19 protein-coding genes are annotated in these 22,554 nt (G+C 63.5%); 8 read left to right on the forward strand and 11 right to left on the reverse strand.

The features are described 5' to 3' along the window. The 7 genes from KBC96_12925 to KBC96_12955 form a co-directional block, all read left to right on the forward strand. Positions 1-323, forward strand: a 323-nt coding sequence (locus KBC96_12925; protein ID MBP6965296.1) for a hypothetical protein, incomplete at its 5' end; no start/stop codon positions are given. Between the two features lie 536 nt (positions 324-859). Further along, complete coding sequence (locus KBC96_12930; GenBank protein MBP6965297.1) at positions 860-2,491, forward strand: glycosyltransferase family 39 protein; 1,632 nt, start codon at positions 860-862, stop codon at positions 2,489-2,491. A gap of 277 nt (positions 2,492-2,768) precedes the next feature. Continuing rightward, a complete protein-coding gene (locus tag KBC96_12935) occupies positions 2,769-3,515 on the forward strand; it encodes a glycosyltransferase family 2 protein (GenBank protein ID MBP6965298.1) in 747 nt (248 codons plus the stop codon). After that, on the forward strand, positions 3,512-3,874 hold the full coding sequence (locus tag KBC96_12940) for a DUF2304 domain-containing protein (GenBank protein ID MBP6965299.1): 363 nt from the start codon (positions 3,512-3,514) through the stop codon (positions 3,872-3,874). The genes KBC96_12935 and KBC96_12940 overlap by 4 nt, the downstream gene beginning before the upstream one ends. Continuing rightward, positions 3,871-4,218 (forward strand): EamA family transporter, encoded by a 348-nt coding sequence (locus KBC96_12945; protein ID MBP6965300.1) that lies wholly within the window; start codon positions 3,871-3,873, stop codon positions 4,216-4,218. Before KBC96_12940 ends, KBC96_12945 begins: the two co-directional genes overlap by 4 nt. A gap of 99 nt (positions 4,219-4,317) precedes the next feature. Beyond that, positions 4,318-5,433: an SLBB domain-containing protein gene (locus KBC96_12950; GenBank protein MBP6965301.1), complete on the forward strand. Its 1,116-nt coding sequence runs from the start codon at positions 4,318-4,320 to the stop codon at positions 5,431-5,433. 7 nt (positions 5,434-5,440) lie between these two features. Next, positions 5,441-6,493, forward strand: coding sequence for a hypothetical protein (locus KBC96_12955; GenBank protein MBP6965302.1), 1,053 nt, complete (start codon positions 5,441-5,443; stop codon positions 6,491-6,493). Between the two features lie 88 nt (positions 6,494-6,581). Here the strand turns inward: KBC96_12955 and KBC96_12960 are convergent, their stop codons facing one another. The 5 genes from KBC96_12960 to KBC96_12980 form a co-directional block, all read right to left on the reverse strand. Beyond that, a complete protein-coding gene (locus KBC96_12960; GenBank protein ID MBP6965303.1) occupies positions 6,582-7,481 on the reverse strand; it encodes a carbon-nitrogen hydrolase family protein in 900 nt (299 codons plus the stop codon). Next, complete coding sequence (locus KBC96_12965; GenBank protein MBP6965304.1) at positions 7,478-8,356, reverse strand: polysaccharide deacetylase family protein; 879 nt, start codon at positions 8,354-8,356, stop codon at positions 7,478-7,480. Before KBC96_12965 ends, KBC96_12960 begins: the two co-directional genes overlap by 4 nt. After that, a complete protein-coding gene (locus KBC96_12970; protein MBP6965305.1) occupies positions 8,353-9,597 on the reverse strand; it encodes an aminotransferase class V-fold PLP-dependent enzyme in 1,245 nt (414 codons plus the stop codon). The genes KBC96_12965 and KBC96_12970 overlap by 4 nt, the downstream gene beginning before the upstream one ends. Positions 9,598-9,661: 64 nt before the next feature. Continuing rightward, positions 9,662-11,518 carry a hypothetical protein gene (locus tag KBC96_12975; GenBank protein MBP6965306.1) on the reverse strand — a complete coding sequence of 619 codons (1,857 nt, stop codon included), beginning with the start codon at positions 11,516-11,518 and terminating at the stop codon, positions 9,662-9,664. Beyond that, entirely contained in the window at positions 11,515-14,148 is a 2,634-nt protein-coding gene (locus tag KBC96_12980; protein ID MBP6965307.1) for a VCBS repeat-containing protein, read from the reverse strand. The genes KBC96_12975 and KBC96_12980 overlap by 4 nt, the downstream gene beginning before the upstream one ends. 495 nt (positions 14,149-14,643) lie before the next feature. Between KBC96_12980 and KBC96_12985 the strand changes: the two genes are divergently transcribed. After that, a complete protein-coding gene (locus KBC96_12985) occupies positions 14,644-15,423 on the forward strand; it encodes a hypothetical protein (GenBank protein ID MBP6965308.1) in 780 nt (259 codons plus the stop codon). Positions 15,424-15,444: 21 nt separating this feature from the next. Here KBC96_12985 and KBC96_12990 read toward each other — a convergent pair whose 3' ends face one another. The 6 genes from KBC96_12990 to KBC96_13015 all read right to left on the reverse strand — a co-directional run bounded on the left by KBC96_12990 (position 15,445) and on the right by KBC96_13015 (position 22,542). Continuing rightward, a complete protein-coding gene (locus KBC96_12990; protein MBP6965309.1) occupies positions 15,445-15,993 on the reverse strand; it encodes an RNA 2'-phosphotransferase in 549 nt (182 codons plus the stop codon). Further along, the gene (locus tag KBC96_12995; protein MBP6965310.1) at positions 15,994-17,997 is read right to left on the reverse strand and encodes a hypothetical protein; all 2,004 of its coding nucleotides are present in this window, start codon (positions 17,995-17,997) and stop codon (positions 15,994-15,996) included. It lies immediately after the preceding gene. Positions 17,998-18,034: 37 nt separating this feature from the next. Then, positions 18,035-19,363, reverse strand: coding sequence for a hypothetical protein (locus KBC96_13000; protein MBP6965311.1), 1,329 nt, complete (start codon positions 19,361-19,363; stop codon positions 18,035-18,037). Between the two features lie 39 nt (positions 19,364-19,402). Next, complete coding sequence (locus tag KBC96_13005; GenBank protein MBP6965312.1) at positions 19,403-20,191, reverse strand: hypothetical protein; 789 nt, start codon at positions 20,189-20,191, stop codon at positions 19,403-19,405. 63 nt (positions 20,192-20,254) lie between these two features. After that, positions 20,255-21,337, reverse strand: a complete 1,083-nt coding sequence (locus KBC96_13010; protein ID MBP6965313.1) for a hypothetical protein — start codon at positions 21,335-21,337, stop codon at positions 20,255-20,257. A 38-nt stretch (positions 21,338-21,375) separates the two neighbouring features. Then, positions 21,376-22,542 carry an ATP-dependent Clp protease ATP-binding subunit gene (locus KBC96_13015; protein ID MBP6965314.1) on the reverse strand — a complete coding sequence of 389 codons (1,167 nt, stop codon included), beginning with the start codon at positions 22,540-22,542 and terminating at the stop codon, positions 21,376-21,378. Between the last annotated feature and the right edge of the window lie 12 nt (positions 22,543-22,554).

Here is a 22,554-nt window from a genome sequence, read left to right on the forward strand (position 1 = left end):
CTATCTCCGATGCCGGCCGTCCCGCGCTAGGTCTCTTGCAGAAGGCGCTGATCCTTGCCGTATCAGTCACGACAGCCGCTCTTGTCTTCACCGCGCTCTATCTGTACAATGTCCCGGTAGGAGCCGGCCAGATCAAGTGGGTCGTACAAGGCAGGTACTTCCTGCCCATAGCACCCATGGCGCTCCTGCTACTCGGAACAGAGCGTCAGTTTGCCGGGCGCAAGCTTGCGGAGGACACGTACCCGGCGGTAGTCTCAATCGTCGCCACACTCGCTCTAGCCTGGGCTTGGGCGGCGACCTATGCAAGATACTATCTTGCTTAGTATTCGACCGAACTATGGACCTCAAGAAGTTCGCCTTGCTCTCAGATACAGTTGTGACGTGACGAGTTGGCGCGGGGTCCCGTTCGGATTCTCAATGATTCACACGCGATCAGGCAACATACCGTTGTTCTGAACACGGGAGACTTCCTGAATATGATAGGGGGCTATCATGAGAAACCCTCGACATCATTTCGTTTCCGACACACAATGTGCAGATTCGACGTGCCGGTGGCGCACTGGCTTAGTAACGGCCTGCGCGGGATGGCGGACGAGGCGTGATCGGCGATTCGTCTCGCCTGCCCCGCCTGTTCGACCGGAAGTACATGCGGTGGATGCTCGAGGAGCACTGCGAGGGACGAGGGGATTTGAACCGCCGGATCTGGAGTTCGATGTGCTTGAGCTGTTGGTGCAGGGTGTTCGCGGGGAGGGAGATTCGATTCGGCTGATAGTGCGCAGTATCAGACAACGAAGGGTCTTAGTGTGATGACTCCCTAGGCGGCTGGAGAGGGAACTGCTCAGACGGTATGATAACCGAGATGGGTAGAATCGAGAACACATATTCCGACGTAGACGTTCGCGCAGGGGTATACTCGCGATTGCTCCGTGTCATGCCTTATCTGCTGACGGCTGCGGTAGTGTTGTGGTTCTGCCTCTTTCTGCACAATTCCTTGACTCGAACGCGACTGTTCTCCCCTGATTCCATGAACTATGTGGACGTTGCGCGTAACATCAGTGAGGGGAAAGGCATTGTACAATCTACGCTGGGTTTCAACCAGACCGAGTTCTCTACCGAGAGCCTGATTCCCTCGCCATTTGTAGCGCAGCCTCCATTGTACCCGCTCTTGATTGCGCTCTTGTCCAGAACCGGAATAGCACATACGGATTCGGCTCTGATTCTGTCGGCGGTATGCATGTTAGGCGTTGTTGCTCTGGCATTCATACTCACTCGACAGATGTACAGTCTCGGCCTAGCCTGCCTGGTAGCCGGATGCCTCGTGACATACTTTCCACTTCGTTTCGTCGGCAGGTACGCGTGGAGCGAGACACTCGCGATCGCCTTGGCGATGTGCACTCTTGCCTGTCTGTATTCATCTGCGAGGCGGCAGCACGTGCACTCTCTGCTTCTTGCCGGGGGCCTCGTCGCCGGACTTGCGTTCTCAACGCGGTACGTGTTTGCGATCCTCTTGCCAGTCGGCTTGTTCTTCATCGCTTGCTCAGTTCAGACCAGAACACGGTCGGAAACCAGGTGGAATGCGCTCGCCTACTCGATTGGCTGGGCCATACCAGTTTCGCTTGTACTGACCCACAACTTTTCAAGCAGCCGGACTCTCCTGCCGTCGATGCTACCTTCTCAGTCGAATCTGGCAGAGAACCTGCAACTTGCAGCCGTTGGCACGATAGGGCACTGGCTGGGTTTGACGCGTGTTCGGGAACAGGTGCTGCTGGCAGTTGTAGTTCCCCTCGTCTGCATCGCCCGTCTGATCCGAATCCAGCGCCTTCAAGCGGTTCTCCAAGAGGTCTTCGTCTCACGCGGAAGGTACTTGCTCTGGTCATGGGCAGTGTCGTATTTTGTGCTTCTCATAGTCCAGAGAACGACAAGACACTTCGACAGCATCGACACAAGGCTTGTTTCCCCAGCGGGAGTAGCTCTGCTGATTCCGGCATCGGCCTTCATCATGAAGGGTCTGAACCTGAAGGTCGCCCCGCACTTCGGCATTGCATGCGCGCTGTTTCTGGTACTGCTCTCAAGCGCAAGGGAGGCACAGCGCGCACTTCGAGTTGCGCCGGTTGAACTGCAGACCATCATAGGCCAGTCGGCACGGCTATCATGGGTCCAGATGCACACTACTGACAGCGACCTTATAATAGGCGACAATACTGTCGACATACCTTTTTACTTGTGCCGAGACGCAGCGGTTTCGTTTTCCGCATATCCGTACACGCGCAAATTGACCTATGGCGAATTCAACGGCTATGCATACGCAAACCGCCACAGGTTTCGGAACTTCTATGTAGTCGTCAGGAGGGAGAATGCCTCATACTCGGACCTTATAGCGCGCTACGGTCCATTCGTAGCGGATCTTAAACGAGAAGACATGCACAGGTACTCTCATCTGTTCATCATGGCTCTATTGAGTGATTCGGTCGTATATAGATTCGTGCCGTAATTGGGCACGACAATGTTGAGTGTGCCACTACAGACATATGGCCAACGATGGCGATGCCCCTGCCTAACTGCTTCGTTCGGGTACATCACCGGGACGATGTTTGAGAGTCACGGTAACGGCCGGTGAGGCTCAAGATGTCCTCCTGGCGCGTGATGCACCCAGGATGCGGGCATCAGGAGTTTCTAGATGACGCCGAAGACCCTCTTCTTGCGAGCCTTACAGGCCCCCATGTACTGGTTTGACGCTCACAGCGTACCGACACGGGCGGAGAGGATCAGTGAATAACATCAACAATCGTATCTTATCAATCATCCCGAGTTTCAACGAGGAGGAGAGCCTGCCGACGACTCTGCAGGAGTTGATGGAGACCCGACCAGACGTGGATATCGTCGTCGTGGACGACGGCTCCTCTGACAACACCTCGCAGATAGCCGGAGATATGGGCGTGTACGTCATCCGTCTACCCGTGAACCTGGGCATCGGGGGAGCCGTCCAGTCCGGGCTCCACTTCGCTGCAAGGCACGGGTACGATGCGGCGTTCCAGTATGACGCCGACGGCCAGCATCGGCCCGATCAGATCGGACAGCTAGTGGGCCCAATACTGAGCGGCGAGGCCGACATGGTACTGGGGTCGCGTTTTCTGAAGGACAGCGGCTACCGGGTGTCGGCTGCCAGGGGAGCCATGATGTGGCTGCTGCGGACCCTAACATCAATGGCGATCGGACAGCGGATCACGGACAACACCTCAGGATTCCGCGCGTACGGACGAGAAGCGATCCGGTTCATGACCATGAACTGCTCCTGCGACTACCCCGAGATCGAGGCGATCATACGGCTTGTCAGGAGCGGCTACACGTTTATGGAGGTGCCGTCTTCCATGAGGGAGCGAATGGCCGGCAAGTCGATGTTCACACCGTTCAGGGCGAGCTACTTCGTGATTCGATCCCTGATGGCGGTATTGATCAGCGTATGGAGCACGCCTCGATGCGCCGGGAGGACATGCAGGGAAGGAGAAGTGAAATGACGCCGACCCAACAGATCATCGCCGGGCTCGCAAGCCTGCTGGTCATGATGTTCGTCGTGGACCTTGTGAGGCGCAGGAAGCTGAGAGAAGAGTATTCGATGCTCTGGCTGGCAGCCGGCGCGCTGATGATCGTCATGGCCTTGGACCGAGCGGCCCTGTTCTGGCTCGCCACGGCGCTCGGCATCGAGCACCCGGCGTACGCCCTGTTCGTCGTGGCGATATTCGTGGGGATGGTACTCGCCATCCACTTCACGGTCGTGCTGTCGAAACTGACGGCGCAGACCTGGCGCCTAACCCAGGAGATCGGCCTGCTCCGGACCGAACTCGACGAACTTAGGACCAAGGAGGACCGCGGATGAGAAACGTCGTGCTCGTGGTGGCCTGCACCCTGATGCTCGCGGTGGGGCAACTCTGCTGGAAGTCCGGCCTGAACCAGAGCGGGTTCGCCGTGTCCGGTTCCGGGCTGAAGGCGCTCGCGGCGTCCTGGCTGATCTGGGCGGGTTTCGCGCTGTTCGGCATCGCGACGCTGGTATGGTTCGCAGTCCTTGCCAAGTCGCCGCTGAGCCTCGTGTATCCGCTGATGAGCCTGAGCTACGTGTTCGGGCTGGTCTTGGCCAGGTACTGCCTCGGTGAGAGTATCAGCCTGGTCCGATGGGCGGGCGTGGGTCTGATCTGCGTCGGCGTGGCGCTCGTGACGAGGTAAGGCGCTGGGCCGTACCCGAATGTCCTCGCTGCCGCAAAGTGGTATAATGTATGTAAGGTCACAGGCTTCCCGTGCCGATGATCTCGTTGGAGAACAGCCATGTCTACACGCATCCTTCTCGTCATAGTATGCCTCAGCCTGTCAGCCGGGCTCTCGGCGGCGCCGTACCTGCTCGGGCAGGGCGACGTCATCGCGATCAAGATCATCAACTTCGACAACCTGAGCACTCAGGCGAAGGTCCAGCCCGACGGGAGGATATCGCTCCCGCTCGTCGGGAACGTGGAGGCGGCGGGCAAGACCGCCGAGAAGCTCGCTGAGGAACTTACGACCAAGTACTCGGAGTTCGTAGTCCGGCCGTCGGTCTGGGTCACGATCAGCGAGTTCAGGCAGGACACCGTCCTGATGCTCGGACTCATCGGCAAGCCCGGCCCCTCTGTCATCGGCCAGGACACGACGATCCTGACCGCGATCGCCTCGGCCGGCGGCACGCTCGAGAAGGCCGACACCGCCAACATCCTGGTCACCCGCAACAACCAGGAGACCATACACGTCAACCTCGACGCCGCCGCGACCGACCCGAAGCAGAACATCAAGGTCGTACCCGGTGATATCATATTCGTGCCGGAGTCGAAGGACAGGGTGCTGGTCGCAGGGTCGGTCACCAACCCGGGGAGTTACGACCTCAAGCCGGGGATGAGGGTGCTCGATGCGCTCTCCGCCGCGGGCGGTCTCACCACCGAGGCGAACGCCGCCGGTGCGCTGCTCACGTCCGCTTCCGGAGCGCAGGCTCGCGTGAACCTGGACAGCCTCCTCAAGAAGGGCGAGGCCTCTGAGAACGTCGAGATCAAGCCGGGCGACGTGCTCCTGGTGCCGCGGCAGGACAAGCGGTTCTTCGTCTTCGGCCAAGTCGGCAAGTCGGGCGGATACCCGCTCGCGGGAGAGGAGCGGCTGCTCGACGCCCTGTCTGCGGCGGGCGGCACCGGTACCACCTCCAACCTGTCGAACATCTCCGTCGTACGGATGGTTGACGGAAAAGCGACGGCACTCAGCGTCAACTTGAACGACTTCGCAAAGAAGGGCGACCAGGCGCAGAACATCAAGATCGAACCGTCGGACATCGTGTTCGTCCCAGAGAAGGGTGAGAAGAAGCCGTTCCAGATCCTCGATGTACTCAGGATCGTCCACGACGTCATATACCTGACGGACAGGTTCTAGCTGGCCGATGACAGAGACCGACACCCCGAACTCCGATCAGCCGCCTGCTCCGAAGTCGAACGTCTGCCCTGCCTGCGGAACAGAATCGCCGATCGTATACCGCTTCTGCCTGAAGTGCGGTTGCCGGATGCCGAACGCGCGCCCGATCAGACCTGCAGCGACATCCCGACACCGCAGCAGCGAGGTTCGACGGCGCAGAGGACGGAGATCCAGGACACCGCTCATCCCGGCGGGCAGGTGGCGCCGCATCGTTCGAGCATCGCTCACCGCGGTCGCAGTCGCCTGCGCGCTCCTCATGTACGCATACCTCGTCGAGCCGAACACCGTGGTCAGGCGCGACTTCGACATCGCGGTAGAGAACCTTCCGCCCAAACTCGACGGCTTCCGGATCGCACAGATATCCGACACGCACGTCGCCCGCATCGGCCGGCGGGAACGGCGGGCCGTCTCACTCGTGAACGAGGCCCAACCGGATGTTATCGTCCTCACGGGCGACCTCGCCGGCGACTCTCACAAGACCCGGGGGCAGAGATCGAACGATCTGACGATGGAGTTCGTCGGCAGGCTTCGGGCGAAGCGCGCCGTGTACGCCGCGCTCGGCACCTGGGACACCGACGTGCTCTTCCGCAGGCTCAATCAGGCGGATGTCCCGATGCTGATCGGCCGATCCGAGACCATCGAGGTCGAAGGCGCGCGCATCGCCTTCGCGGGCCTGACGGAGGAGAGCCGCAGCCTCGCGTGGGCCCTCCGGGAAGTCGAACCGGGCGCGACGCTTGTGGTACTCGCGGCCGACGTCTCGAAGACAAGTACGCTGGATGCGGCCCGCGCAGGCGCGGTCCTCGCGCTCACGGGCGCGAGGCACGGCGGCCAGGTGCGGATACCGCTTCTGCGCCGGATCTACTGGGACGGACCCGACATCGGGCTTCGGAAGGTCAACGGAGCGATGTGGCACTACGCCAGCCCAGGCCTTGGGACGGCACACACGCGCGCACGTTTCCTCTGCCCGCCGGAAGTGTCGGTCTTCACGCTGCGCCGGATTCCCAGAGATTCCACACCTTAGCAGCCGGACTACCGAGCCGTCTTGACGTCTTCTTCGACGCAGAGGCGAACCAGCAGAGCCAAAACACGAGCGACTGCACGAAGCGCGGCTACTCGAGGGGGTCGGGCGATCCCGGGGCGTAGAGAACCGGTTCGTCGATCTTCCACCGGTTCTCTGTGTCCGGGCGGGTAACGATCCCGTAGGTCTCCGGGCGGCGCATGCCGAGGAAGCACTCCTTGAGCGTCGGGTAGCGCCTCTTGAGATCGCCGGTCGCCCAGTACTCATATCCCTCGTCGAGATCGACCTCTGCCACAGCTACTCCCGGCTTGTGGCTGGTCGATGCGAGAGTCCGGCCGTACGGGTCGACGATGCGGGAGTGGCCCATCGAGCCCCCGGTCAGGAACGGCATCGTGACGTAGTGGCTCGTGACGACGTAGACCTGGTTGTCGATCGCCCTCGCATTCACGAGCGACTCACACATGTCGCCGGTGTAGTCGCGCCACATGGTCGGGTGGGCGATGATGTCGGCACCCTGAAGTGCGAGGATGGTCCACGGCTCGGGGTAGTGGATGTCCATGCAGATGAGGACGCCGACCCTGCCGAAATCGAGGTCGAAGACCGGGTACTCATCTCCCGCCGTGACCTGGTCCGATTCGCCGGGCGCGAGGTGAGTCTTCCGGTACTTGCCGACGTACTCACCCTTCCGGTCGATCACGACTCCCACGTTATACAGGCGGTCGCCCTCCCGCTCCCTGAGGCCGACGACGAGGTTGACGCCGTGCTTCCGAGCCTTCTCGGCGAAGCGTGCCTGGACCGGGCCACCCGGCACCGGCTCGCCGACCTCCGCGACCTCTTCAGGCATCAGGCCGATGATGTCCATCTCCTCGGGCAGCACGATCAGGTCCGGCCTATGCGCTGCCGCCTCGTCGATCGCGGCGAGACCCGCCTCGATCATCGAACCCTCGTTGTTCAGGAGTGTGACGGTAGCCAATCTTGCCATTCGTTTCATATCGAAATCTCCATACTGTCGTGGACGGTAAGGGTGACAAGCCTGCCGTCATCCGCCTCAAAGGTCAACTCGCGGCACTGCACCTGGTCGGGCAGACCTTCCAGTCGCAGTACATTGCCTTCGAGACGGGCATGGCGGCGCATGTACCGGTAGTCCACAACCTCGTCGGGATCGGCGTACCAGCACCGCTCGCCTCCCTCGGAGACAACGGTCTCGAGGCGCTCTCGATGGTGAGCAGCCGTGCAGTCCTTGTAGTCGTGAACCGCCTTCTCTAGCGGGCAGTGGCAGTAATCCACGATCCACCCGTGAGCGTCCTGCGCCTGACGGATCCGCTTGTGAGCGTCGAACGCGCTGTCGAAGACACCCCAGTAGCGCTCGTGGATCGGAACGCGGTTCACCCAGAGGAGGTCCGCGACATCCGGGTAGTTGATGTCGTCGGTGATGCTGAGTCCGGCCAAGTATCGGTACTCTCGAAGCTTCTCCTGCACGTCGGCCGTCAGGTTCTCGTTCGTGCCGGGGGACGTGTAGACCGTGACCGGCCGCCCGATGGCATCCTGGACGGTCTCCCTGGCCTGACGAAGCTCGCGGTCGGGGTCATCCATCACCGTGCCGTGGCTCCAGGAGTGGCAGCCGACGCCCCACCCCATCGCGATCAACCCTCGAAGCTCCGCGGCGTTCATGTGCCTCATGCCGTTGAACGAACTCTCCCCGAGTTGGCGGACCGCACCTATGTGGCCGGCGACGACCTCCACGTGACCCGGGATGCCGAGTTCCTGATGGATCGGGATGACGAAGCGGGCGAGATCGGCCAGCGCCTCGTCGTAGGTGATCGAGTAGACCCAGGCTTTGCCGTGCTTCCAGGTTGCGATCCTCATATCCTGTTCCTGTCCGCCACGCGGCGGACTATCTCCGCGGCGATCTCACAGTGCTCGGGCTGATACTTCTCGCAGAAGGTCGACCAACGGATGAACGTCTCCAGGAATGAGCGCGCCGTCCGGCACGTCTCGGGTCCATAGGCATACTCGCGGGAGGCCGGCGGCTTGGAGAACGGATAGACGCCTTTCCGCGCGTTCTCGCGGAGGAAAGTGACGGACTCCGGAAGCAGGTAGTACCTCGCCGTACCCGCTCCGGAAATGCCCTCGGCCGCCAACTGCCGCCCGAACTCGTCCGCCGTGCATCGGAAGGCCGCCGAGTCGATGCTCATGCCGAACATCCAGCAGGAGTACACGCCCATATAGTCGGGTATCGGCAGAGGTGTGACGCCCGGGATCCCGCCGATCAACTCGGTCAGCAGCCGGACCATCTTGTCCCGATGCTCGACCTGCGGCCGGATGATCTCCAACTGGGCGAGGGTGACGGCCGCCGTGCAGTTCGGCATGCGGTGGGCATATCCCCGCACCGTATGGATGCGCCCGTAGTCCGGAACCTGAACTCCACCGCGGCTCTGCCCGATGAGCCTCGCCCGATCCGCGAGGCCCTCGTCGTTCGTGATGATGCAGCCGCCGACGTCCGAGCCCATCGTCTTCTCTCCGTCGAACGAGAAGCCACTTGCGGTCGAGAGGTTGCCCGCGAGCCGCCCCTTATACTCGCCGAACACGGACTGGCATGCGTCCTCATAGACGATCAGCCCATGCCTCTTCGCCAAGTCGTTGATCGGGTCCATGTCGCAGATCAGGCCGGTCATGTGCACGACCAGGATCGCCCTTGTCCGATCGGTAATGCACCGCTCGACGGTGTCGGCGCTGATGTTGACCGTCCCCGGCTCGGTGTCGGCGAAGACCGGTATGTAGTTCTCAGAGAGGATGCCGAGGAGCGTGCCGTAGTCGGTGATCGGGCTTACGATGACCTCGTCGCCCGGCTCGAATCCGAAGGAAGCCGCGAGCACCGAGAGCGCAGGCGTGCATCCCGGAGTCGCGATGCAGTGCCTGACACCGTATGCCTCCGCGAAGGCCTCCTCAAAGCGGGTGATCATGTCGCAGGTCATGCCGCTCTCCACGAACTCCTGCAGATACTTCATGCAACTCGGGCTCATCGTGCGCGGGAACGGGTTCGGCAGCAGACCCTGAAGATCCGCCATCGCCGCCGCGCCGTATTTCGCTCGCTCGAACTCAGGCATGGATGCCTCCAAACGACATCGTTGACGGTTCACGGCAGACCGGCCCACGGTCAACTATGACTCGTCACGTTAGGAATTGGTATATCGGCACGTGGAACACCTCCCCGACGAGCGCCCACGTCGCCTGCGCGACGACGTCGCCGAGGATGATTCCGACGAAGAGCGGCACGCTCTTTCGATAGAGCCGGTTTCCGCCGTATCGAAGCACAAGGGTTTTCGCCAGCCACGCGATGAAGAACGGCACGATGAACGACTTCATGGTAAGCGTATTCGCCAGGATGTAGCCGATCGGGCTCAGGCCGAGCGATCCGATCCTCCCCGTCAGTGTCAGAAAGGCGGTGATGCCGGCGCCGATCGCCATCGCCCATATCCCAGCCGGGTCTATCGGCTTCACGTTGGTCACGAGGCGATCGACCTTGCCGAACGCGATGTTTGCCTTCAAGATGGGATAGGGATTCGCGTCGGCCGTGGCCGCTCCGACATCGTAGAGCCTGGAGAGCGTGCTCCACCATCCGAGTGCGAGCGCGGTGAAGCTCCCGATGCCTACCCAGACGAGGACCGTGCGCCACGGAATCCCCGACTTCTCGGCGATATCCATGCCCTCCATCAGGTACGGAAGCGACTGGCCTCGGATGTCAACGTGCACGAGGTCGAAGAAGCCGGTCGAAGTCACCGCGCCTGCAGTCAGTCCGCCGGTGCCCGACATCGCCTGCACCGCGTCGTGAGGCGACCAGAGCGGCGCGAAGGTCCACTGCCCTCCCGCCTCGGCCCGAGCGCGGGCGCCGGTCAATACGTAGGCCGCGTAGACCAGGATCACCGGCCCCGCCATGAACAGCGGGATCCCGGCGGCGTACATCATGACTGCGCACAGCGCCGTGCATGTCGCGGCGCCGATCCACAGCCGCCGAACGACATCCCTCTCAGCCGCCGACGTCGCGACTGAGGACCGGATGCGGTGCCGCGCCTTCCAGAGTATCAAGGCGGCAAACGCGATCCATGCGCCGGATGCCTGCTCTTCATAGTACGGGAATCTCGATGCCTGCGTCCCTGCCGGGTCGACCCCGAACACGGCGCTTATCACGCAGAACAGCCTGGCCAGCACCGCGAAGAACCAGCAACTGAAGCTGATGTTGCTCGGCACGAAATACGCCAGTCCCACGGCCATCGGGAAGAAACTGACGATCAGGTCGCGGATCGCGTTCCAGGGCGGGGAACTGAATAACATCGGCGCCGCATTGAACCCCTTCAACTGAAGCGCCGGCACCGACGGCACCCATTCGTGGATCGCGAGCAGGCTCTGCAGGATCGCCGGGACGGCAAACCCGATCCAGAATATCGGACGACGGAAGAGATCGTTGCTCGTGTCCATCATCTGGAGCGGGAGCATCGCAACGGGAAACGCCAGCCGCTCCTGGTTCACCCACACGCGCCTCAGCAGGCCCGCGAGACACAGCCATATCCCCGAGAGCAGAAGCAGATACGTGCTCCAGAAGGCAATCGGCACGGTCCATGCGCGCCACGGGATGCCCGTTCCGCCGAGGTAGAGGCCTCTTGCGGCGGCGGCATCCTGCAGGACCGGCAGTCTCTTCACGAACGGCAGGAACTTGAGCCACTGCGGTTGGGTCTCGGAGAAGTACTGCAGGTAGCCCATGCCCTCCGCGATGAACCGCAGGCCGCCGAATCCCACGATGGGAATCGTCGCCGTCAGGACGATATACCCGATCAGCAGCTCCCGGTCGTCGAACGGAAGCCACCGCCTGAGAACGCGCACTGCAAGCAGATAGAGCACGGTCGGCATCATCAGCGAGTAGCAGATCAGGTATATCCCCGCGACTATCTCGCTGTCGGCGACCCAGTAGATCAGGATCGCCTGAGTGATCAGGATTAGCAGGGCCACGCGAAGTCGGATGCCCGCGATCATCTGCGGGCCGCCAGTATCTTGACCCGCCCGTCTTCCAGCTGCACCACGATCTCCCCGTTCCCGTCGCCGTCCACGTCGGCGAGGAACGCTTCATCCACGCCGGCATCAAACGCAACCTTCCACATCACGACGCCTCTACCATTCTTCTCATCGAGCGCCACGAGCTTACCGTTCGGGAGCGCGACGAGGAAGTTGTCGCGGCCGTCGCCGTCCACGTCACCGGTCGAGGTGTTGATCGGGGCGGTCGCCGGGCATCGGAGGTCGAGCTTCCAGCGCGTCCGGCATGTGTCGACGTCCGCGCAGTGGAAGATCCCGTCCTTGTTCGCCATGCCTACATCCCAGCCGTCGCTTCTGATGCGGGCGACCGAGGATCCGCACCATTCAAACTCATATATGCTCGCATAATCCTGCCTGGCCAGACGCGCGCCGGTGTAGTCGAGCACCTCTAGGCAATCGAGTCCGGGTCCCAGCACGATCCGGCCGGCGTTCTGCGGGCCGAAAGGACCTATGATGGGAAGCGCGTATTTCGCCCCATCGCCTCTTCCCGGAATGGTGACGTTCCATCCGTGAGCGATCACCCGTCCATTGCCCGCTTCATCGTAGATGATGTGCTTCCCGTGGTTGTCGACGAAGACCTCTTCCCCGCCGTCGCCATCAATGTCGGCCGCCGCCGCGACTCGCGGGTAAGGGCCGTTCAGTTCGTCGGACCAGAGGAGGCCGCCCGATTCGTCGTAGGCCGCACACCCGATGTTGTGGACTCCGGGCCGCAGTCCGACGAAGAGACCCATCGCTGCGGTGCCGAACGGCATCAGTTCGGCTGTGCTGCGGGTGGAGTACGGCTTCTCCGTCGGCAGCGGCGTCTCGATCACGGCGACCGGTTCGGGGCCGCACTCACCGGGGGACGGCCTATAGACGGCCACTCGGTTGTCTTCCTCGCCGAAAGCGCACACGAGCCGCCTGCCGTCGGGGCCGATCCATATCGACGGCGAAGTACCTCGGACCGTCCACTCGTTCGTGAGCCGCCCGGACCTGGACAAATCCGGCTCTCCACCGATCACTCGGCCGTCGGAGAGCGACATGACGAGCTCGCGCCGTCCCTCCGCGACCGAAACGAGCGGCCATGTCGCCGACGGGCCTGCGGGCTTCTCCGGTCTGAGGTCAACGCGCTCGAGCGTTCCCTCGGAAAGAAGCACCTCACGGGCGGCCGGGCCGACCTTGAACGGCTCGAGCTGCGAACTGCCGCCGACGATGTGCCAGGTGTACTCGTTGCCGCTGCGGTTCACCACCAGCCCCTTGAGATAAAGGGGCGTATCCCGCCGAGCGTGAAACGCGGTGTCGTCGGGCAGCGCGCCGTCCATGAACACGAGCCCTGCGCCGCGAATCTCCCCGATGTCGCGGAGCGCCCTCCCGTCGACCGCCTGTATCGCCGCCGCAGGGGTCAAGAGGCGCTCCTTCTCCGCGCCGGTGATGATCTCGGGCCGCGCGTCGCCGTCGAGGTCGTAGCATCCCCAGAAGTAGCGGCCGAACAGGTCGGCGAGCCTCGTTCCGTCCATCGCGTTGAAGACGATCGTGTGCCAGCGGTTGTCGCCGTCGATGTTGAAGGCGCCGATAACCAGTTCCTTCCGACCGTCGCCGTTCACGTCCGCAAGAGAAGTAATGTTCGGCCGCAACTCCTTGTCACCCAGCGGCAGATCGTTTGCCACGAACTGCGACCATGCGAGGCTGAAGCTCTTCCCGCCGTTGTTCCTGAGTACCGAGATGTAGTGCTCGACCTGGCAGGAAACCATGACGGCATCACGGAAGCCGTCTCCGTCTATATCCGCCGCGTGGAGAAGGCCGTATGGCCGGCCCGAATGGTCGCCGCCCGCGACTTCGTACTGGAGATCGAACTTCACGTCGCCGGTGTTCATGTCGATGACGCCCATGTATCCCGGTTTGCCTGCGAGGACGATATCCTTTAGCCCATCGTTGTCCATGTCGGCGAACACGAAGTATGGCCCGTAGTTCTGCCAGTATCGGCCGGCGTAGTCCTCTGACCACAACAGTCTGGGAGTCGCTTCCGAGGACAAGATTTCGTAACAGCAGCCGAGCATCGAGTTCTGGGGAAAGATCACAAGGCGGGCGCCCGTCCCCTGATGGAGCAGGCCGTATCCACCGAGGTATGCACCCGGCGGGGTCTTCCACTTCCACAGAATCCTGCCCGAAGCCACCTCCATGAGCACAAGAGTATCCGTACCGACGGCCAGAAGCGCGACCGGCTTCCCACCGCTACCGAGGTCGAAGACCGCCGCGACCGAGGACACGCCGAGTGTAGGCCGGTTCCAGACCGCGGTGCCGTCCGCCCTCATGAGCCGGACTCCGCGGCGGACCTGGGCGAAGTAGAGACGCTTGCCCCGGACCGTGACCGGTCTCAGGTACGAACGCCCGACGGGAGGCGATCCATAGGACCAGATTTCTTTCGGGGCGGTTCTCATGTTGCCGGCGACATCCGCTCTCGCGGTGTTGCGGCAGTCCTTACGGGGGAGCAGCCAGGTCCCACTCGCCTGATCCCCTACGGACGGCAGGGAGAAGATGAACGTCAGGGAGAGTGCCAGAGGCACCAGGCAGACAGGGCGATGATCTCGAAGCACGACGGTACACTCCATCCGCAGGCTCTGGGGATGGTCACTTTATACCTCGGATACCGGCCGATGTCAAACGGCCCGTGCTCCCAAGCCGTGCGCGACCGACGCACCGCCCGGACTGCGCGAGGCGATGGACGCGCGGCTGGACTTCTCAACTCCGAAGTATCGGAAGTGCGACATGTCGGCAAGGAGTTCCCGGCTAACGGGAACAACGTGATGTGGTCGGTGCGGCGGCCGGATCGTCCGGCCCGGACCAACCAGGCAGCCCCGATGATCGCAGACTGGCGCAGGTGAGCCCCGACGCAGGAAACCGCCGCATGTATTTGCATGGTGAAGGAGCAAACGACGAACCTCGACTTCGTCGGAAGCGCCTTGCGAGGCATGCTCCGGGAGGGAAATACCCGATCAGTGCCATCTCGCCGGAGTCCGGCAGGGTCTGAGAGGTCTCCCGCGAGTCCGGGCAGAACATTACAGACAGGAAGTACACGGAGGCCGGGCGATTTGTGCGGAGTCTATCCCTACGTAGAACTGGTTGCGGCGGGAACGATCGGCATCACGGTAGCCGATTCGGTTCTCGAGCACCGCTGGAACAAGGAGACCTCAGTCGCCGTGCTCGAGGATCGAACACGATCGGCGCAGGGAGTACTGGGAGCAGACTCGCTCGTCATCGGCATTCATCGCACTGACGAATGGTATACACCCGAGGGTCCTGGGACGCGCCAGCCGGAGATACGCGTGTTCGTCGGGAACGAGGCCGGTCGCCGCGCTTGTTCACTGAATGACCTGCTTGGAACGTCCGAGGAGCATCTCGGCACCCGCACGGTGCTGTTGGGCCTGGACGGGTCAACCGACTCGGCCAGAGGTCCCGACGCGCACAGACTGACGACTCTCAACTCGAGCGCCTGGGAGGTCGCCGCAGCGATCAGGGGCATCCCCATTTCCTTGTTCCTTCCGGGGCTGCTCTGTCTCGATGCGGTTGATCTGCTGGAGAGACTTTCCCCGGGCCGCGGGTGCCTGTTTGCATCGGCCGCCGCAGACGGGCGAGGTTCGCCCGCACGCGCCGCCGTGTCCGCGATAGACGCGCTTGGGATCACCAAGGGTAGGCCTCGCACCCGTTCCGCCCTGCTGCTGGTGGGACTCGGCGGCGGGATCACGCTTCAGGACCTCTACGATGCCGCCGACCGGCTGGACACCATGGGCGTGGCCCCGATGCTCGCGGCCTGGTGCGAGGACTCCGATCCTCTGAGTGCGACCGCATGCGCCTATGCGCTGAAGGAATGACAGCCCGCTTGGAGCGAACCGCTAGGCACGCTCGATGAACTCAAGCGGCACCTCATCCGTCAGCCAGACGCCGTTCTCAGAGAGGTAGAAGACATAGCCCGCCTTCCACATCTCCCCGGCGCGGATGCGGAGCACGGAGGGCTTGCCGTGCCGGCTGCCGACCTTTCTCGCCGTTTCCTCGTCCGGTGACAGATGGACGTGTCTGCGGGACCCGGGGTTCACGCCCGACGCGAGGATAGACTCAACGTAGTGCTGAGTCGTGCCGTGGAAGAGAATCTCCGGCGGCTCGCGCGGCTCGAGCTGCAGGTCAACCTCGATCGAGTGGCCCTGTGCGGCCCTGATCCGCCGCCCGTCCTCGCTCACCACGAACCGCTTCTTGTCGTTGCGGGCGACGACTTCGTCAACGATCTCGCGGGTCAGAGTGCGGCCTCCGGCGTTCGCGCAGGATATCAGCTCATCCACTTCGGCCCAGCCGTTCGCGTCCACTGAGAGCCCGATGCACTCCGGATCGTGCCGGAGCACGAAGCTCATGAACTTGCTTACTCGCTTGACTTCCTTTTCGCTAAGCACTTACGGTCCCTCCGACGGCGGCACTCGGTGTAGCACCCTGGAGCCCTGCATGCGGACAACCGCGGTCGCGTCCGCCCGGTTACGCCGGAGCCAGAGGCCCTCCTCCCCGGGCAGGATCTTCACGATATCCTTGTACGCGGATTCCTGCTCGCCGAGCAGCACCGCGTCCGCGTACCAGAGAAGGGCGAGCGAGTCGGTCGGGTATTCGTTGTCGTCGGTCGGTACGCCGGCCACAGCGCACTTCAGGGCTTCCCGCGTCTGCTCCATGTCGGCCCGGACGAGGCCCGGGTAGTCGGCCGTTGCCGCCCGATATCTTCCCCGTGAGTACCGGAGTACGAGTGGGATTCGCGGAGTGTCGGAGCAGTAGGCATTGTCGAACTCCTCGAAGCAGTCGTCACGCATGACGATCTCCTTCAGTCCGTCGCCGTCCAGGTCCCTGACCCCCTCGATGTACCCTCTGCCAGCGTCAACGTAGGCCAGCAGCCCGAACTTCGGGTAGAAACGGCACACGAAGTACTCGCTCCTCCCGCGAGCGCCGCCGCCCTCCGACTCGATTACCGCTTCCGCGCGGCCGTCACCGTCGAGGTCGGTCGCGTGATAGAGCCCGCCCGGGTTGAAGACCAGTCCGGGCCTCGCGAGATGCACTCGGCCCGAAGAGTCGGACACGATGACGTTCGCGGTCTTCGCATCCTCCGGCATCTCGCGGTCGAAGACCGTAAGTATCAGGTACGTGCCGATGCTCCTCGCCGAAGTGCAGCACCATCCGTCCTTGAAGCGCTTTTCCAGCGACTTTTTCACCGGCTCGGGCAGCCTCGCCGACTTGATGAGGTGGGTGCCGTGCGCCTCCATAGGGTCGAACTCGGTATCGCTCTGGTACTCCCTGGTCTTCCGAAACGTGCCGGCCGTCTTGTCCCAGGAGTACGCGGACACGATATACGTCACCAGTTCATGGGTGGACTGTCCCTTCTCCGGGGCGACGCCGTCGGCGACGATGAGTTCCGGGGCGGCGGACGGATCGGGCCGGGCTACCCGTGTCTGTCCGAGGTAGAGGTCCGACAGGCTCATGACGCGCTTCCACTCCCAGTCGGAGACGTGCTTGTGCACCTGCAGGCTCAGGCTGCGGTTGAAGTCGCTCCTCCAGGCGGTGATTATCTCGTCCGAGCCGTCCATATCGAGGTCGGCGGCGGTCACCCAGGGCCGTCCCCTCTGCACGACCGACTCCGACTCCCTTGTCGCGTCATCGTTCAGGACGGAGTAATGGTAGTATTCGCCGTCGCAGGCTATCGCAAACGCGAGGCCTTGCGAGAACATGTCGTCGCGGCCGAGCGCGAGCACGAGCCACGGGCTCCGAGGATCGCCGGCCAGGCAGGTGCGCATTACGCGAAGCGGTGGGATCTTCGGGTCGAGAAACTCGCGCTTCGACTCGGCCTTGCTGAAGGCGATGCACCGGACCTCGTCGCGCAGCATCCTGTCGAGCGCGTCCATTTCGTTGATGCGCGCCTTCAGGTCGAGTTCCGGGTGGTGAATCTCGAGCCATCTGAGGACCGACTCGTAGACCTCGCCCCTGTTCACCTCGGGGAAGACCGTCAAGATGGACCGGCTGACCGCATCCCCCTGCTGGCGGGTCAGTTCGATCTCCGAGGGACGATGCATCTCGCGATGCACGGCGCGCTTGCCCGCGGACCAGGTCGAGTCAACCACCCGGCTGAACGGCGGGTAGAACTGGTACAGGCCGAGCGGCGTCCATGTGATGATGATCGCCACGATCCAACCGATCCACCCGGACAGCCGCGAGGATCGTTCCTCCGCGGGGTCAGCGTCATCCGAAGCCTCGTCACGTCTCCTGCTGACGAACCACCAGACGAACCATGCCGGAATGGTTTCGAGAAGATCGAAGAACGCCCCTGCCAGGCGAGCGAGAACCTTCGGGATCGTGCCCGGTTCGTAAGGCCGCCGTTCTTCGTCGTCCTCTTCGCCTCTGTTTCGGTCGTTCGTCTCGTTCACCGCTCCCTCCGCCGCCCGAGGCGGCATTCGCGGATGCTCAGACCGCCCACCATTCCTTCCGCCGCGGATCGCGGAGTTCCTGCGCCACGAGCGAAGACCAGGGCGCGAGGTGCATCGCGGCGTCCAGCCTCTGAGCGGCCTCGGCGCGCATCCCTATGCCTTCTAGCGCACGGCCGTGCTTGATCAGGGACAAGGCGAGTGTCTCCAGCCTGTCCTCGAGAAGCGCCTGATCGTTCCATTCCGGTGCCGTGCGTTCCCTCTTGTGAAACCGGTCCAGTTCGTCTCTCACGCGGGCGATGCTCTCCTCGACCTTCTCTTCTTCGCAGAACTCGGCCATCTCGCGGTTGGACTTCAGGTACGCCCTACAGAGCGGACCCGAATAGCGGAAGAGCAGGAAGGCGAATACCGCCAGACCCGCAACCCCGCCCCAACCGATCCAGCGCATCGTCGTCTGCCACGTGTAGGCGTGGTTCATGAGCGGCTGGGGGCTGTCGGTCCCGAAGACGGTGATCATCGGACCCTCGACTGAGCCCTGCTCGACGGCCTGCCGGACGAACAGCGCGAACCCCGGTTGCCCGAGCATCCGCCTCAGATAGCGGATGGCCAGACCGTCCCCTACCAGTTCCTTGCCGTGTTCAGCAGACCTCAAGTCGAAGAGCACTTGTATCATGTCGGAGTCCGAGTCGTAGCCGTTCTCGCCGAACAGGACGCGCAGCAGGCCGGTGTTCCGGTCGGAGGCGTAGAGCGCCAGGCCTTCGCAGAACCACTCCGGCAGGTCTCCGAGACTCGAGTCCGCACAGGAGTTCACATAGGCATGCGCCAGTTCGTGGGAGACGACTTCGCGGACTTCCGACGAAGACAGCCCCTCGCTGCAGACAGCGATGCAGCAGCGCCACCTGGTGACGCCCAGCGTACTCGTCGAGAAGTTCCGGAGGATCGAAGACGGCATGGCGTCCCGTCGGGAATAGACCCTCAGGATCGCGCCGCCTGCCGGGGGCGGAATCCCTATGCCGTCTCTCAGCTTCACGATCGCAACATCGTTGGACCCGGCGAACGAGACCACGCTCAGATGCTCGTAAGGGTTGGTCTTCGTAGAAATGAAGGCATGCATCTCGTCGAGCAACTTGCCGATCCGGTTATCGCCGCTCTGAGCGCGATAGGCCTCGTCCAGCCGCAGCAGCATTCTTTCGACCGCATCCATGTCCCGAGTGCTCTCATAGGGGTAGCCGATGAAGACCCTGAGAAGATCGAGCATGGACGCGGCCGCCTCGGGATCGGACCTGTCGGTCTCGCCGTCGCATACGCCCGCGGCAGCCGACCACATCGTGCAGCCGGCCAGGATGATTAGACACAATCTGACTGCCATGGCAACTCGCCTCCACGAGTTCGATGCCCGGAACCTGTCCTATTCGGCCGGCTCGGAGACTATGGTGTATCCCCAGCTAGCCAGCGGAGCGTCGGATGCGGCCCAGAACCCCACATTGTCGCCGTTCGGGTCCGCGCTGGGCTCGACCCAGCCCGTCACCGGCATGCTCCCTTCCAGGCGCACCTCGACGGTGGGGGCGTTGGTCTTCCAAGTTGAGGTCCCACCTTTGACGCCGAACGTTGCCGCTGCTACGGGCGGTGCGAGGATCCACCCGCTGCCGGGAAGCGCGAAGCTCTGAGAACCCGCGTATACGGATGACGCATCCCACATGTCGTCCGAGATTCGCATCGAGGAGAGCATGACCGGCTTGAACGCCTCCCCGGGCCTGTCGTCGAGTTGCACGCTCCCGGCCGATCTCATCTGCACGCGCGCCTGCAGGGAGCCGCCCGACGGCGGCCGGAGTCGCACCTCTCCCTCGATCTCGAGCGTCGAGATCGTCCCGCTGACGGAGATGATGAGGTCGTCCCCGGCCGTGGTCCAGGTGCACGCGACCGGCGCGCCCTGTTGGTACGAGCCGCCCTCCCACAGGCAGGGCATCAGGATGACGGAGGTGCCCCAGCCGGATTCGGGTCCGTAGTTCATCCGAAAGTAACTGCTGTCCAAGTGCAGGGCGGCGTACTGCGGGAAGTCGGAACCCGAACCGTACGCGATCCTCAGTTCGTCCGCGGTCTGCGTGACGATCCATCTGCCGTCTTCGCCTCCTCCTCCGCAACCGGCCAACATACCCGCCAGCACCGCCAACCCTATCCAGAACACCGTGCGTCCCATCTGAAATCCCTCCTCACTTGGAGAAAGCGGCCCCAGGCTCGACCGGCATAGCGGAAGCCGTTCTCACTCGAACTCGAAACTCTCCACCACCGCCTCCGCGGACCCGACGCCGACCGACCCGGACAGATGGCCGTTCACCAGCCACAGGTTTATCCGGGGGGTCTCGCCGCCCGGAGCCGGGATGTCGGGCCCGGCGTACGTCCACTGCTGGAGGTCACCCCCGCCCGCGCGGCTCACGAACTCGATCCGGTCCGCACGCCAGTCGATACCGTGCGCCGACGGGCTTCCTGTGGCCGCGATGTTGAACCGGTAGCGGTTGCCCGGCTCGGTCCAGGGCTGGACGACGTACTGGGAGTTTGCAGCGTGCAAGTCGCCCCAGCGCGAGAACTCGACGTCGAGCTCCCGGTGCGCGTAATCGGGCGAATCGGACCAGGTGAACAGGCCCAGAACCACGTTCTCGCCCAGGCTCGTCGGCTCGCTTGCCAGGGTAAAGGTGTAAGTCCCATAGCCGAAGCTCCGCTCGCAAACGACCTCCGCGCACTGCCACCTGCCGTCACGCCGAGTGATCTTGAGGTGGAGCCGCCCCGCGGAGTCGAGCCAGACATTCTCGGCGGAATCGGAGAAGAAGTTCCCCGCGTCCGGCGGACCGACCGGCGTGACGCTCCTTTTCACCGTCCAGTCGTACCCTGAGAACCGGATGACCCTGGCCACCTCGGAGCCGGAGCGGACGACCTCGAGGCTTGCCACGGAGATCTCGCGCAGCTCGCTCGGGATCTCGGCCTGGCCGGAGAGAGTCGGCGGCGCGTAGCCGGCCGGAACTATGAACGCCGCTATGCGCGCGGCATACGCGTCCGAGCCACCGGTAGTGATGTCGCACGACCACGTGCCGTCACCATTGATAGCGGTCAGCGGTGAGTTCCAGTAGGGCTTGTTCCACCACCCGCCGGCGTAGATGAAGACCGCGACCCGGTGGTCCCGCGGCTTCACGTTCAACGCCCGGCCGGTCAGCATGGCGTACGACCCGACCGCGGGGACGCTGGTGAACTCGAGCATCGGACCGCCGGACACAATGGGGTCCGAGCCACCGCCGCATCCCGCAAGCAGGAGCACCGCCGCCAATGAGCATGAGATCGCTGTTGTACGCATTTCCTATCTCCTCCTGCACGACGGGACCCCGACGGGCTCTAAGCGCGCCAGAAAGGCGAGGCGAGCCGGTCGGCTGCGGAGTATACGTCGTCCGGGCCGATGACCGACGCCCCGCAGAGAGCCGCCCTCGCGCAGGCCGAATCAAGCAGGTCAATCGCCTTCGCCGGCAGACACCCGGGGAGTTGAGCGGAGCGGGCGGCGCAGAGACGCATGACGGAGTCCTCGATCTCGACCCCGTGGTGCGCGCCGATGCGCCCGCAGAGCGCCGACAGAACGGCGAACGTGTCGTCCGAACCGGGCTCCGACAGCTCGAAGACCTGTGCGCGCCGCCCGACCTGACCGCCCGCCACCAGCGCAAGGTGCGCAGGAATCACCGTCGTGACGATCCCGAGCCCGGCATCGAGCGCCTCCGAGAGGAGCAGGCATCCGCCGGGCGAATCGCAGGCCGCAAGCTCGAGATGCTCCAGGGCCAGCACCGTGCCGGGCCGTTCTGCGGAAGTATTGAGCACGTCGGCCAGCAGGCTGTCCTTTTCGGCCGGGAACATGATCCCCGCGAAGAGCCCGGCCAGTTCCACCCGCGTCACCCGCCAGTCCGGGCGGACCTCGAGAAGCCGCCGGGAGAGGCCGTGCAGCAGGTTCGTCTTGCCGACGCCCGAAGGCCCGACGATGAGCGGCATCCGGCCCTGTCCCCACTTGAGGAGCGAGGACACCACGCCGGCGATCTCCTCCTCCCGCGCGACAGTGACCTCCGCAGAGCCGGCTCGGGCAAGCTCGGTGAGGTCAACACCCCGGCGGGACGACGGTGCATCGGATCGGCCGACCTCGGGCGGCTCCGCCGACGACGGCAATGCGGGAGGCTCTCCCCCGAACCCGAGTGCGGCCAGCGCTTCTTCCACCGCGGCCTGCACCGTGGTCGGCTTCCTGGCGACGAACAGCGCGCGCCAACCCGCGCACTGCGGCCCGCTGGAGAACGCGCTCGCAACGCGCGCATCGTCTCCGACGTATCTCAGGTCCTCATCTACGAAGACGAGGAACGGCTCGCCCCGGCCGCTCCGGGATATGAGCAGGTTCGTCCTCTCCTTGGTGAAGAGGCCCACGCCGCCGACGGGCACCCCATAGAGTATCACCGTGTCGCGGTCGGGACTCTCGACTCGAACGTCGCACCCTTCCAGTTTCCTTTGAAGACGCTGCTTGATCTGGGGCATTGGGAACTCCTT

This window comes from Armatimonadota bacterium, assembly GCA_017993055.1.
GTDB lineage: Bacteria > Armatimonadota > UBA5829 > DTJY01 > DTJY01 > JAGONM01.